This window comes from Synechococcus sp. MW101C3 (assembly GCF_002252635.1).
In the GTDB taxonomy this organism is placed as follows: domain Bacteria; phylum Cyanobacteriota; class Cyanobacteriia; order PCC-6307; family Cyanobiaceae; genus MW101C3.
The window spans coordinates 219,735-232,485 of the sequence record NZ_NQKX01000003.1 but is presented as its reverse complement, the minus strand read 5'-3'; the positions used below and the strand labels follow the sequence as shown (position 1 = coordinate 232,485).

The 12,751-nt window shown below is 62.2% G+C and carries 11 protein-coding genes; 8 read left to right on the top strand and 3 right to left on the bottom strand.

Features of this window, described 5'->3' with window-relative positions:
• Positions 1 to 32 precede the first annotated feature (32 nt).
• Complete coding sequence (locus CJZ80_RS05140; protein ID WP_094510988.1) at positions 33 to 503, bottom strand: hypothetical protein; 471 nt, start codon at positions 501 to 503, stop codon at positions 33 to 35.
• A gap of 133 nt (positions 504 to 636) precedes the next feature.
• Positions 637 to 1,377, bottom strand: coding sequence for a sulfite exporter TauE/SafE family protein (locus tag CJZ80_RS05135; protein WP_158217434.1), 741 nt, complete (start codon positions 1,375 to 1,377; stop codon positions 637 to 639).
• A gap of 62 nt (positions 1,378 to 1,439) precedes the next feature.
• Between CJZ80_RS05135 and CJZ80_RS05130 the strand changes: the two genes are divergently transcribed.
• The 5 genes from CJZ80_RS05130 (at position 1,440) to CJZ80_RS05110 (ending at position 8,075) form a co-directional block, all read left to right on the top strand.
• The gene (locus CJZ80_RS05130; protein WP_233132823.1) at positions 1,440 to 3,158 is read left to right on the top strand and encodes a SulP family inorganic anion transporter; all 1,719 of its coding nucleotides are present in this window, start codon (positions 1,440 to 1,442) and stop codon (positions 3,156 to 3,158) included.
• 1,758 nt (positions 3,159 to 4,916) lie between these two features.
• Entirely contained in the window at positions 4,917 to 5,219 is a 303-nt protein-coding gene (locus CJZ80_RS05125; protein WP_094510985.1) for a type II toxin-antitoxin system RelE/ParE family toxin, read from the top strand.
• Complete coding sequence (locus CJZ80_RS05120) at positions 5,219 to 5,527, top strand: addiction module antidote protein (protein ID WP_198948238.1); 309 nt, start codon at positions 5,219 to 5,221, stop codon at positions 5,525 to 5,527. The genes CJZ80_RS05125 and CJZ80_RS05120 overlap by 1 nt, the downstream gene beginning before the upstream one ends.
• Before the next feature lie 365 nt (positions 5,528 to 5,892).
• Entirely contained in the window at positions 5,893 to 6,438 is a 546-nt protein-coding gene (locus CJZ80_RS05115) for a hypothetical protein (RefSeq protein ID WP_094510983.1), read from the top strand.
• Positions 6,439 to 6,482: 44 nt separating this feature from the next.
• A complete protein-coding gene (locus CJZ80_RS05110) occupies positions 6,483 to 8,075 on the top strand; it encodes an alpha/beta fold hydrolase (protein WP_094510982.1) in 1,593 nt (530 codons plus the stop codon).
• 9 nt (positions 8,076 to 8,084) lie between these two features.
• Here CJZ80_RS05110 and CJZ80_RS05105 read toward each other — a convergent pair whose 3' ends face one another.
• On the bottom strand, positions 8,085 to 9,461 hold the full coding sequence (locus CJZ80_RS05105) for a hypothetical protein (RefSeq protein WP_144036935.1): 1,377 nt from the start codon (positions 9,459 to 9,461) through the stop codon (positions 8,085 to 8,087).
• Between the two features lie 392 nt (positions 9,462 to 9,853).
• On the opposite strand from CJZ80_RS05105, the gene CJZ80_RS05100 reads away from it, so the two are divergent.
• From CJZ80_RS05100 to CJZ80_RS05090, 3 genes are all read left to right on the top strand, one after another.
• Entirely contained in the window at positions 9,854 to 10,432 is a 579-nt protein-coding gene (locus CJZ80_RS05100) for a bifunctional 2-polyprenyl-6-hydroxyphenol methylase/3-demethylubiquinol 3-O-methyltransferase UbiG (RefSeq protein ID WP_094510980.1), read from the top strand.
• A gap of 148 nt (positions 10,433 to 10,580) precedes the next feature.
• Positions 10,581 to 11,702 (top strand): MBL fold metallo-hydrolase, encoded by a 1,122-nt coding sequence (locus tag CJZ80_RS05095; RefSeq protein ID WP_094510979.1) that lies wholly within the window; start codon positions 10,581 to 10,583, stop codon positions 11,700 to 11,702.
• Positions 11,703 to 12,011: 309 nt separating this feature from the next.
• Entirely contained in the window at positions 12,012 to 12,662 is a 651-nt protein-coding gene (locus tag CJZ80_RS05090) for a hypothetical protein (protein WP_094510978.1), read from the top strand.
• Positions 12,663 to 12,751: the final 89 nt, after the last annotated feature.

The window sequence follows — 12,751 nt, the reverse complement described above, 5'->3', positions numbered from 1 at the left end:
GAGGCGGTGAAGGGAACTTAGGTCCGACGAGTTCAGCCACTGGTGCAGGTGGCGTTCCAGCGCTCCTGCAGGGTCTTGGTCTGGCTTTCATCCCCGTTCCGTTCGGCTGAGCGCAGGCCCGTCTGGATCTGGGTGCAGGTGGTCTGGCGCGCCAGCCGCTCCCGTTGCACTTTGAGGTCCTGGATCTGGGCCTCCAGCCGCTGGCGTTCCTGTGCCCGTTGCTCCGACGCGGCCTGGCTGGCCTGATCGGCTGCCGCCGAGGCGGCGTTCCTGGCCTGCTCCGCATCCAGCGCCTTGAGTTGCAAGGCAAAGTTCGTTTCCTGCTGACGCAGGCGGGCGGCCTCGTCGCTGCGTTCCTTCAGCTCAGCAGCCAGCTGACTCTGCTGGTCAAGGCTCTCGCGTTGGTCGGAGATCTGGGCGCGTTGGTTGATCACCACGACGGAGGCCACCGCGATCGCCACCACGATGCTTCCTGCAAGCCAGAGCTGGGTATCACGGCGCATGGCAGGCAATCTTCGGTACACCTTCAACGTATGAATCGGTAGCGGCTGTGGCAAAGCCTGGGGCTGATCCGCGGCGTTGCTGCGGCTGGTTCAGCCGCCGATGCAGCAGATCACCCCACCTGGCTCCTTTCGCTCACCCCACCAGCAACTTCAACCCCACCAACGCGATCAAGGCGGCCATCCAGCGCTCCAGCACGCGCAGCGAAAGCAGGCGGCTGCCGAGCCGGGAACCCAGCCAGCCGGCGACCGCCACGGTGAGCAGCAGGCGCGTGATCCCCGCGGGCAAGTGCCGCTGGCTCACCAGCACACCGCCGAGGGCGGCCAGTGAGTTGCAGAGGATGAAGGTGATGGAGGTGGCGGCCACCTCCGGTGCCGAGGCCCAGCCCTTGATCAGCATCAGCGGTGAAAGGATCACACCACCGCCGGTGCCACTCAGGCCACCAACCAGGCCGATCACGGCACCACTGCCGAGCGCGCTGCCGAAAGAGGGTGGTGTGGGGATACGGCCTGGGCTGCTGCCGCTCGCCTTGAAGATCAACCGCAGCGAAGAGGCCAGCAGGATCGCTCCCACCAGAAGTTCGAAGGGCCTGGCGCTCAGTTGCAGAAAGCCGCCGAAGGCCGCCAGCGGCAGCGATCCGGCCGCAAACGGCCACACGCGCCGCCAACGCAGATGCCCGGCCTGGGCAAATTGCAGCGTGCCGATCGTGGCGACGGCCACGTTGAGCAGCAGCGCCGTGGCCTTGAGATCCTGCGCCGGCAGCCCCGCCACCACCAGCGCCGCCACATAGCCGCTGGCTCCTGCTTGGCCGACGGCGGAATAGAGAAAGGCAATCACCCCCACGAGCGCGGTGAGCCCAACAGCGCCGGGTTCCATGGCGCCCGTTCCGGCGTTGAAGGCCATTGTGGAGGAAGGCGATGGTGGAGCAGGCCAAGGGAATGTCCGTCTCGCTGTTGCCTGGCCTGAAGCGTCTACGTGCCTACCAACCGTCGTGGCTGCGGGGGGACGTGCTGGCGGGTGTGACCGTGGCCGCCTACCTGGTGCCGCAGTGCATGGCCTACGGGGAGCTGGCCGGCGTGGCGCCGATCGCCGGGCTCTGGGCGATTCTTCCGCCGATGCTGCTGTATGCGCTGATCGGCTCCTCGCCGCAGCTGTCGGTGGGGCCCGAATCCACCACGGCGGTGATGACGGCAGCCGCCATCGCCCCGATCGCCGCCGGCGATCCGCTGGCTTATGCCAGCTTCGCCAGCCTGCTGGCCCTGTTGGTGGGCGTGGTGTGCGTGCTGGGGGGCTGGGCGCGGCTGGGCTTTCTGGCTGATCTGCTCTCGAAGCCAATCCTGGTGGGCTACATGGCTGGGGTGGCGGTGATCATGATCAGCGGCCAGATCGGCAAGATCAGCGGCCTGGAGCTCAAGGCCAAGTCGCTGGCGGGTGAGCTGCTCGAGCTGGCTGGACGCAGCAGCGAGATCCATCCGCCCACGTTGCTGCTGGCGATTGGGGTGCTGGTTTTCCTGCTGCTGATCCAGCGGCGGTTCCCCTCGGCGCCCGGGCCCTTGCTGGCGGTGCTGCTGGCGGTGGCGGCGGTGTCGCTGTTCCACCTGGATCAGGCGGGAGTGGCCGTGATCGGCGCGATCCCGGCCGGCCTGCCCAGCTTTGCGTTGCCCTTCACGGAGCTGAGCCACCTGGCGCCGCCCGGTGGCCTGGCGCTCGACAAGATCCGGTATCTGCTCACGGCGGCCGTGGGCATCGCCCTGGTGGGCTACTCCGACAACGTGCTCACCGCCCGCGCCTTCGCCGCCCGGGGCAGCTACCGCATCGATGCGAACCAGGAGCTGCTGGCGCTGGGGGCCGTGAATCTGGGCAATGGGTTGATGCAGGGCTTTCCGGTGAGCAGCAGCGGCAGCCGCACGGCGATCAGCGAATCGCTGGGCAGCCGTTCGCAGCTGTTCTCACTGGTGGCGTTCGTTGTGGTGCTGGTGGTGCTGCTGTTCCTGCGGCCGCTGCTGGCATTGTTCCCGCAGGCAGCGTTGGGGTCGATCGTGATCTATGCCGCCCTGCGCCTGATCGACATCGGCGAGCTCAAGCGGATGCGCCATTTCAAGCGCAGCGAATTCCAGCTGGCGCTGATCACCTGCGTGGGTGTGCTGTTCACCGACATCCTGATGGGCGTGGGTCTGGCGGTGGCGCTGTCGGTGATCGATCTGTTCGCCCGGTTGGTGCGCCCTCACGACGCGGTGCTGGGCCAGGTGCCCCAGCTGGGCGGCCTGCACGACGTGGACGACTGGGAGGGCGCCAGCACCATCCCCGGCCTGGTGCTGTACCGCTACGACGCCCCCCTCTGCTTCGCCAATGCGGAAGACTTCCGCCGCCGCGCCCTGGCCGCTGTGGCGGCCGAGGCCACGCCGGTGCGCTGGTTCGTACTCAACGCCGAGGCGATCGTGGAGATCGACATCACCGCCGCCGATGTGCTCCAGGACTTCCAGCGCGAACTCACGGCCAACGGCGTCGTCTTCGCCATGGCCCGCACCAAGCAGGACCTCTACCAACAGCTCAGCAGAACCGGTTTCGTGGACCGGGTTGGCCCTGAGCACTTCTACCCCACCTTGCCTGAGGCGATTGCGGCGTTTCGGGGGGAGGTGGGGGCGTGTGTTGGGTGATGGGGATCAGTGGCAAAGAGCGCTTAGTTGTTTACCTCTTTATGCGGCCTGAGATTTATTGCGGCTCTTGTGGGTGTGGGGATGGGCAAACGCCTCTTCGTTGAGTCTCTCTCCGTGGCTGAGAGCATTTCAGGCCGGACAGTGGTTTGCGGATCTGCAAACAGTGGGATGAGCACCCGCTCGGGCTGCAGCCTCGCTGCAGCAGCTAGGGTTTCTCAGGATTGGGTGAGATGCCGGGCGTGTTTGACAGAAAAGTCACGATGGCAGAATGTGGTTTGCAGAACTTTCGAAGAACAAGTTAGGCGAAACCCAAGGTGGGATGCATAGAGCCAGGATGAGCCGCTATTGTGTGGACAAATCATCAGCTTTATTCAATGAGCACAGAATTGAGGCACATAGATGCGTGTGTTGATTTTGGAAGTAATCGGTGCGGCAGATTACTTAACTGGCAGAACCATGGAGATCCATTTTGGCACTATGGCATTGGAATTTCTGATTCACACGTCTTCGATACTGGCCAAGGATTGCGAGTTTTTGAGCGGACCAGCTGTCGGAATGTGATTGGAGTAGATGGTATTCATTATTCGCCTACAATCACAATTGGCCGATTGAAGCACGCCATAGTTGTATTCGAAGATTGGAAGTACTCGCTTCTTGGTTGGAACTGTGAGCATCTCGCTCGCCTTGTTGCAACCAATCGACCGAGATGCTACCAGAGCAAGTTGGCCTGGTGGATGGCAGGGTTAGATCCAAATGGCGATCACAAGATTGCCAAAAGAGTCTTGGAGGATTATCTTCGCCTAAATGCGCCTGAGTTGCTATGAGGGTTCATGCTGTGCATGCTTATGCCCGCAAGAACCCGTGAGCTCCATCGCTACTAACTCATCATCTCTCTACCATAAAGCGGATTATTACGTGCTTGTGGTATTGACGATGCACGCAATAGGCTTAGTGCTTAGCCATGCCCGCTTGAAAGAAGTCTTAGCATATCCCGTTTCTCGTTCATGTATTGGCCGATATTGATTGCCTTGCCTGGGCAACCCTGGTCTTGATGTCTCGCCCGGCTCGAGCATCCCTTTCCCTATGAACTTGCCGCCCTACGCCTTTGTCATCTAGATTAGGATGACAAATATAGTTCGACCTATGCGCTTCTCGGAACAGCTTGTTGTAGGCGATCGAGTCATGCTTACGAAGGAAGGGGCCAAGGCTCATAGGAATCATCAACAAACAGTTGCCGTTGGAGGTGGCGCAGCCGCAGTTGCTGTTGCGCTTCCGGCAGCCCTGCCAGGCGGAATCGCTGCTGGGATTGGGATTGTGTCAGCTGGTACCGGAATTGGAGTAGGAGTAGGCGTTCAGGCAGCGGCAGGGGCCGGCGTAGGAAAAGCAGTCGAAAGCTTCTTTCATTACCCAGAAGCCAGCGAAATTGGAAAGATTGTAGAGAAGAAAGAGCGCTGGTGGGGGGCAGTCTGGGGTTTACTATCTTGTTGAGTGGGATGACAACGGGAAACGCTCTTGTCATCTGTCTAAGCACCTACGAAAGATGCTCCCTGAGCAACACTTGTAGTCGTCATGCTGCCGATTCGCCTAACAAGGCAATTCACCTGACCCGAACCAACCTGTCCATTTAGCATGTGGGGATGCTTGAGGCAATATCTCTCGCGGGCAGGTGATTGCCAGCGTTCGAAGGATCGCGACTTCGTTTCGAGGATGGCGTTCCGGGCCCTTGCAGGGCCGTAGCCACGGGGCTACAATGTCGAAGTGCTTGAAGTCCGCCGTACAGAGGAGTCCGCTCGATGGCTTAGGGGTCTTCGTGATCTGAGGGCCAAGGCGAAGGTTCAGGCCAGGGTTGAGCGCCTCATTGGCGGCAATCCTGGTGATGTCCGGCCTGTAGGGGCAGGCGTGTCGGAGTTGCGGATCGACCATGGCCCTGGTTACAGAATCTACTACCAGCAGAAAGGATCGTTTTTGCTCATTCTTCTTGCCGGTGGTGACAAAAGTACCCAAGCAATGGATATCGAATCAGCTATTGCCCTCGCTCACACCTTCAAAGAGGATGAATGATGCAGACCACAACAGCCCCATATGATGTTGCAGAGTTCCTCGAAACCCCTGAGGAGATGGCTGCCTATCTTGAGGCTTGCATTGAGGAGTCGGAGGGTGATGCTGCCTTCATCGCCAAGGCACTTGGGGATATTGCTCGTGCCAAAGGAATGACACAGATTGCGCGAGAGACTGGTCTCTCCCGTGAAAGTCTGTACAAGGCACTTTCTGGAGATCGAAGCCCTAGTTTTGATACTATCCTCAAGGTGGTTGCTGCTTTAGGCCTCAAGTTCAGCGCGAGTGTTAAGCAGGAAGCAGAGGTTGTATGAATGCTGCTTGAGAAGCGGAAGTCCGCAGAGGTGGGCAGTTGAGAGGCGACTCTTCGAACACACCCCTCGAGTGGACAGGCCACCACAAACTCTCTGCTCACGCCTCCATACACTTCCTGCCTGCCACTCATGGGCAGCGTTCGATTCAGGGCTACTGCCTCCGATTATAAAGGAAAGCAGACTTTCAGCTACCCGTCTTCCTTTAGCTCTTTCAGGATCAACCCACGCGTGTATATGTGGAGCGTGTTACGCAAATCACGCCCTCGCTGTTTGGACTGAACGCCTAGGTACGTGCTTGAAGTGGACATTTCGCTCTACTGCCCCCCGCAACCCGTGAGCCCCCCCGCCCAGCAGAATCTGACCCCATGAGGCCACTCCTGCTCCCCGTGCTGCTCTCCTCTTTCGCCCTTGCGGGCTGCATGGCGCCTGAGACAGACGAGCAGGTGATTCGCCGCCAGTACGGCATTCCAGCGGCGGCCAGAGTGTTGATGGCTCAGGTGTCGCCGGCGGAGGCGGGCTGGTTTGGGCGCGAAGGGCTCAAGATCACGATGGTATTTGGGCTCAGCGAGGGCGACTTCGACGCGTTGACGCGCCGGCTGAAGGCCACCAGCCAGTGGCAACCTCTGCCGATTCCTGAGACGACCTTGGCGCACCTCGCCGGTATTCGTAGGGCCCGAGCGGCGGGGGGCGTGGGCAACTCCACTGATCAGCAGCTGCTGGGGCAGTTCCGTCAGACGATGCCTCCCCATCCGCCCATCGGTTGGTACCAGATCAGAACCGCAGGCACCAACATCCTGCACGCGCCCAAGACCGTGCGAGACACGCTCGACACGGACGTGAACGACTTCATGCTCGCCGTGCTTGATCCTCAGCAGCACACAGTGATGGTGAGAGTGAGCACCAACTACTGATTCACAACGGTTCTTTGCTTGAATTCAGCAGAACGTTGGCCCCGATGCAGCTTCCTCCTTCCCGCCCTCCAGCACGCACCGTTCGCCTGGCGCAGCGGGCATTGTCTCGTGTCGGCCCCTTCACGCTCTTTGCCGTGGCGTGTGTGGCCGCCGGCAATGGTGGGGTGAGCCATGCCGCTGCCGATCGAGCCCGGTTTGGCGCGGCATGGGCCCGTGTCGACTGCACAACCTTTGACGTGCCTCCCGCGATCGCCTCCCAGTCGGATTGTGGCTACGTCACCGTCCCTGAACTGCACGCGCAACCCCATGGGCGCACGATCCAGCTCGGTGTGGTGCGCACCCGCAGCAGCGGCCGTGCCCCTGCTGCTGATCCCTTGGTGGTGGAACAGGGCGGCCCGGGGGATTCCACCATCGGTGACATCGTCAATGGTGGCCTGCCGAAGTTTCCGGAACTCCCGGCGTTGTTGAAGGGCCGTGATCTGATCTTTGTGGAGGAGCGCGGCACGCGCTTTGCCAAACCCTTCCTCTTCTGCCCTGAGCACCATGCGCACAACATTGCGGTGGCGAAGGGGCAGATCCCCTATACCGATGCCAGCTGGATCCAGGCCTGCAATCAGCGCCTCAAGGCCCAGGGCATCAACCCCAGTGCCTTCAACACCCGTGAAAATGCCGCCGATATCTATACGGTGGTGGAGACGCTGCGCTACCCGCAGTTCAACTACTACGGCGTTTCCTATGGCACCTTGCTGGGGCAATATGTGATCGCCCAGGCGGATCAGCACAAGGCCAAGCTCCGCAGCGTGATCCTTGATGGCGTGGTGCGGCCTGATGTGGATTTCAATCTGGCCTCCAGCCACACGTTCAGCTACGCCCTGCGGAACGTGTTCCAGGCCTGCGCCCAGAATCCCGCCTGCAACGCCGCCTATCCCAGGCTTGAGCAGACGTTTCTCGCCATCGTTGATGAGCTCAACCGCAAGCCGCTGCCCCTCACGCTGACCATCCCCTCCAGCAAGCAGCCATTCGTCACCAAGCTCGATGGCAATGCCTTCGTGACGGCCATGGTTCCCTATCTGGCGCGGCCCTATTCCGGTGAGTCCACCCGCGGCAGTTCTTTGCCCCGATTCATCAAAGCGGCCAGCCAGGGCAACTTCGCCTGGGTGGCTGAGGCGCTCTCCGATCTGGAGCCTCCTGGCGCGAAGGAGATGTATCACACCGTTCTCTGCGCGCGGGCGCGCTCGATTCGGGTGGATCCGGCCCAGGTGCTGCCGCCCGCCTATCCGCAGCTGGTTCCCCTCGGCCTGCGCGAAGCCGAAACTGTCAACCGGGCTTGTGAGGTGCTGCAGGTGGAGCAGAAGCCGCCCTTCGTCTACAGAAACCGCCAGATCCCCACACTGGTGCTCAATGGCAGCTACGACCCCGTCACGCCTGCTCCTTACGGCGAAGCTGTGGCGAAGAATCTCACCACCGCCACTGTGGTCACCTTCCCGGGTGTGGGCCATGGGGCACTGTTCGCGCCGGGGGGCACGCCGGCCGCAGCCTGCGTCACCCAGATCGCCGCAGATTTTCTGGCACGTCCCACCACCACTCCCGACAGCCGCTGTGTCGATCAGGTGAAGCCTGCGTTTGTTGTGGAGTAGGGGCTCCCATCAGACCTGCGCCCGGAGCTGGAGATCCAGGGGCGACGGGGTCTTGAAGGCTGTCATCAGCTCCCAGTAGCGGCGCGCTTCAGCGTGGCGGTCGGCGCCGGCGAGGGCGGTGAGGTACGCGAGGCGGAACAGATCGTCCTGGGCGTCGCTTCCGCCGATGGCGGTCACGGCCGGCACCACGGGATCAAGCAGCGCCGCGCTGGTGGCGTAGTCACCGGCGCCGTGGGCGATGCAGGCCTCGACCACCGCCTGTCCGACCGGTTGCCAGACCCGCGTCGACTCGCCGTCACCGCGGTCGGTGCGGGCCTGCACAGACTCCCGCAGCCTCGCCAGAGCATCGCCGCACCCGGCGCGGGCCAGCGCGTAGCCGTGATGGGCGCTCAGGAACGGGAACACGCACTCGTGAACCCTGGCCTCCACGTGGTCGGCCACGTCGGCCCAGGTCGCGTCGGGCACGGTCGCGCCGGCCATCTCGGCGCGCCACAGGTAGGAGATGGCGTCGATCTGCTCGCCGGGGCTGTCAGGGGTGAGGCCCCAGATGTGGTCGCGGAACACGGCGTCGGCGCCGTCACGGTCGAGCTGGTCGAGATGCGCGACCGCCAGATGCCAGGCGTTGTGGCAGTAGATGAGCCTGCTGCTGGTTTGCCAGACGGGGAGGAAGCCGGCCAGGCGGTCGATGGCGCCGGGCGGGTCGCCGTGGGTGATGAACACGTGGGCGAGTGTGTGTTGAGCCCATGGGGTGTGAGCGTCAAGGGCGAGGGCCTGCTCAGCCAGCTGAGCTGCGGCCTCGGCGTTGCCGGCGAGTTCGGTGGCGAAGGACCACACGGCCAGGAAGTCCGGGTCGTCGCGATTGGGTTCGGCGATGCGCTCGATCTGGTCGAGGAACCGTGGCCCCATGTGCTGCTGGCCGAGCAAGTAGTAAAGGAACTCGAGGGCCTTGACCGCCAGTAGATCGGTGGGCCAGCGTGTAACCAGCGCCTCAAGCCGCTCGACCGCGAGCAGGAAATCGCCGCTGTCCCACCGCCGCAGCGCCGCAAGCGTGGCGGCCTCCCGTTCGTTCAGCGCGGATTCGAGCGTTGTCAGCCGAGCGAGGTGGCCGGCGGCCAGCGCGGAGGCCTCAGTGGTCTGGCCGTAGAGCCCGACCATCGCTGCGCCGAGCTGCAGGCTGGCCACGTCGGCGAACGTGGCGGCGGCGTCGAGCACGCTCTCGGCACCGAGGTCAAGACCGCAGAGGCGGTCGGTGAAGGTGTCGATGGCGGCGATGGCGCCTACGTCGTCGGTGCTGACGTCGAGCCCGCGTTGTGTCGTGCCCATGCGTCCAATCGTCCCGAACTGGTCGATCGCTAGCCAGGCCGATCCTAGGCGGCTGCTGAACAACAAACCGAGCCGCTGGAGATGTGTCCAACGGCACTCAGCGGCAGCGCGGCCAGCAGGAACGGACCGGCCCTCTGCTCGCTTCCGTCTCTACCGAGGACCCAATCCCCAAGGGCGGCAGGCCATCCATACCCTCTCAGCAGCGACACGCTCAGCTGCAAGCAGGAACAACCTGGTGGGTAAGCACACCGAAGACCATCACAATCGCCTAGGTATTCACCTTCCTGGGTGTCGGCCATGGGCGCTGTTCGTGCCTGGTTGATGCCTGCCGCAGCCGACAGCCGCTGTATCGATCAGGTGAAGCCTGCGTTTGTTGTGGAGTAGGGGCAGCGTTCGTCCTGATCGCCGTTGGCTGAGGATGGACGGGGCCAGGCCATTGTCAGCGGAGGCGGTGGGTGCAGGTTGATCGATCCAATGGCTGGGAAGCCGTAGCGGCCCGTTTTGTGGCCGAGCGCTCCTCGATTGGTGCCGCCACCGTGCGCAGCTGGTGCCGGGCCTTGCCGGCAGGTGCTTCGGTTCTTGATCTGGGCTGCGGTTGTGGCGTGCCGATTTCTGCTGCCCTGATGGCCGAAGGCTGCAATGTGTCAGCCGTGGATGCCTCTCCCTCCATGGTGGCTGCGTTTCGGCAGCGCTTTCCCCTGGGGAGGGTGGCGTGCGAGCCCGTGGAAGATTCCAGTTTCTTCAACAACGCATTCCACGGAGTTGTGGCCGTTGGCCTGTTGTTTCTGCTGCCAGCTGATGGGCAGCGCTCACTGATCCGTCGCGTCTCTGCTGCTCTGCGGCCTGGTGGCCGCTTTCTGTTCACCGCTCCTGTGCAGGCGGTGGCCTGGACAGACACGATGATGGGCGGTCACTGCGTCTCCCTCGGGGATGAGGCGTACCGTCGCGCCCTTGCCGCCGCTGGCCTGCAGGTTGTTGGTGAGTTTGTGGATGAAGGAGAGAACCACTACTACGACGTCTGCCGCATGGGCTGATCGGCAGGGTTGCTCCTGCGCCGCCAGTTGTACCGCTGAAGACTCTCCTTCTCCTTCACCCTGGCGCGGTTTATGGGGAGCACGTCAGGCGGCTACCCACCAGCAGTTCCCTGCTGTCGCCTCTGTGCTTATGGTCCAACAGTCTTCAATGACCGCCTTGATTGGGCTTCCCTTTCCCCTGGCGGCCGCCGCCGGCGGTGCGCCGCTGCTGCTGCGGCAGCTCTTTGATGCCGAGACGGGCACCTTCACCTACCTGCTGGCGGAGGTGGCCTCCCGGCAGGGGGTGCTGATCGATTCGGTGTATGAGCAGCACCCCCGCGATCTTTCGTTGATCCGCGAACTGGGGATCGATCTGGTCGCCAGCCTCGACACCCACGTGCACGCCGACCACGTCACCGGCAGCTGGCGGCTGCAGCGGGCCACCGGCTGCGCCATCGCTCTGGCCGCCGTCGCCGGGGCTGAGAACGTGACCCGTCCCCTGCGCCACGGTGATTTGGTGAGCTTCGGCGGCCGCCACCTGGAGGTGCGCGCCACCCCCGGCCACACCGATGGCTGCCTCAGCTTCGTGCTCGATGACCACAGCCTGGCCTTCACCGGCGATGCCCTGCTGGTGCGCGGCTGCGGCCGCTGCGACTTTCAGCAGGGAGATGCCTCCACCCTCTACCACTCGATCACCGGGCAGCTCCTCTCCCTGCCCGATCACTGCCTGCTCTACCCGGCCCACGATTACAGCGGCAGGGCGGTGAGTTCGGTGGCCGAGGAGAAGGCCTACAACGCCCGGCTCGGTGGTGAGGCCGACGAGCGTGACTTCGTGGGCTACATGGAGAACCTGCACCTTCCCCACCCCAACCGAATCGCCGTGGCCCTGCCGGCCAACCTCCGCTGCGGCAGGCCCGCGGACGGTGGCCTGGAGGAAGCGGAGGACTGGGCACCGATTGAGCGCAGCTATGCCGGCCTGCCGGAGCTCACGGCCGGCTGGGTGGCCGAACACCGCCAGACCTTGACGCTGGTGGATGTGCGTTCCGAAGCGGAGGTGCAGGGCCCGGACGGTCGCATCCCAGGCAGCCTGCTGATTCCCCTGCCCGACTTGCAGACGCGAGCTGACGAGATTCCCGCGGATCGCCCCACGGTGCTGCTCTGCCACTCCGGCAGCCGCTCCGCCCTGGCCACTCAACAGCTGCTGAAGAAAGGGCTCACACGCGTGGCCAACCTGCACGGCGGCCTGCGGGCCTGGAAGGCGCAGGGGTTGCCGTTGGAGCATCCTGCATGAGTCAAGCCATTCCGCTCTGCTGTAGCAGTGGTCACAAGTGGTTCACGGACCCGTTAACCACGGCTGGGGTGGGTGTTCTTGATTAGAGTGTCCTTGCGTGCCACGGTTTAAGAGACTGTCCGCTGTGAACTCAGTTGACTTATCTGGAATGGACCTACCGGCTGGGGGTGGTTCGCGGAACCGTCTAATTAAGAGTTAGACAGGCGGCCAACCAACAACCAGATATCTTCTGCAGATGGTAATCGCACTAAACTCACATTTCCATACTATGGTTTCTGCCAAATCATCATCACACTGACGACTCGCTGGATGGATCCTGCAATCATTATTGCCTTATTCGCCCTTGGTGGAACGGGTATCCAGGCACTTACATCACATCGCTCAAGCAGGGAGTCTAACTGGCATAATCGTGCCATCGAACTTACGAAGGACGACATTAATAAGTTTGACAAGGCATTTTTTAGTGGACTCCAGTATTACTCAAAGCTTCAAGACCTGGCCTCCAGCCTTGGCGCGTTGGCTAAGCAGATGAGAGCCGATGGCATTAACTTTAGTCAGCTTGCTGAGGGAGACAAGGCAATATTTGGGGTTAAGCTGTTAAAAGACCACTCTAATGATCCAGAAGCAATTCGTGACCTCAAGAATACCGCTTTTTCAGTCTTTACGCTTCTTGGGTCTGATCGTGTGAACGCGGTGCTTTCAGACGAGCCAGACCATGCTTACCAACACATGCAGGAACAGTTCTTCGCTCAGAGAAAACTGCCAAGCCTTGAAGAGATCGAGGCGTTTAACGATCTTCTCGATAAAAAGCTAGCTTGCTATTCGGCGGCAGCTAAGTTGGACAGAGAGTCCCTACGGAATGCCTTTTGGAGAGAGCGGAGCAGATCCTTTGATCTAATAGATTTCACAAGAATCTTCAGGGGACCTATGAATACCTTGAAGAGCCGTGGAAGGAAGTGAATTCATATCAAATACGCTGTCTAACAAGCCCCTCGAGTGGACAGGCCCCCACCGATTCCCAGTCAGAGCTGTCGGGTTCTTGCCTGCCA

Excerpts from the sequence above, each read along its gene's own strand:
- CJZ80_RS05140 (WP_094510988.1), bottom strand. The coding sequence starts at position 503 with ATGCGCCGTGATACCCAGCTCTGGCTTGCAGGAAGCATCGTGGTGGCG.
- CJZ80_RS05135 (WP_158217434.1), bottom strand. The coding sequence starts at position 1,377 with ATGGAACCCGGCGCTGTTGGGCTCACCGCGCTCGTGGGGGTGATTGCC.
- CJZ80_RS05130 (WP_233132823.1), top strand. The coding sequence starts at position 1,440 with ATGTCCGTCTCGCTGTTGCCTGGCCTGAAGCGTCTACGTGCCTACCAA.
- CJZ80_RS05120 (WP_198948238.1), top strand. The coding sequence starts at position 5,219 with ATGCAGACCACAACAGCCCCATATGATGTTGCAGAGTTCCTCGAAACC.
- CJZ80_RS05115 (WP_094510983.1), top strand. The coding sequence starts at position 5,893 with ATGAGGCCACTCCTGCTCCCCGTGCTGCTCTCCTCTTTCGCCCTTGCG.
- CJZ80_RS05110 (WP_094510982.1), top strand. The coding sequence starts at position 6,483 with ATGCAGCTTCCTCCTTCCCGCCCTCCAGCACGCACCGTTCGCCTGGCG.
- CJZ80_RS05095 (WP_094510979.1), top strand. The coding sequence starts at position 10,581 with ATGACCGCCTTGATTGGGCTTCCCTTTCCCCTGGCGGCCGCCGCCGGC.
- CJZ80_RS05090 (WP_094510978.1), top strand. The coding sequence starts at position 12,012 with ATGGATCCTGCAATCATTATTGCCTTATTCGCCCTTGGTGGAACGGGT.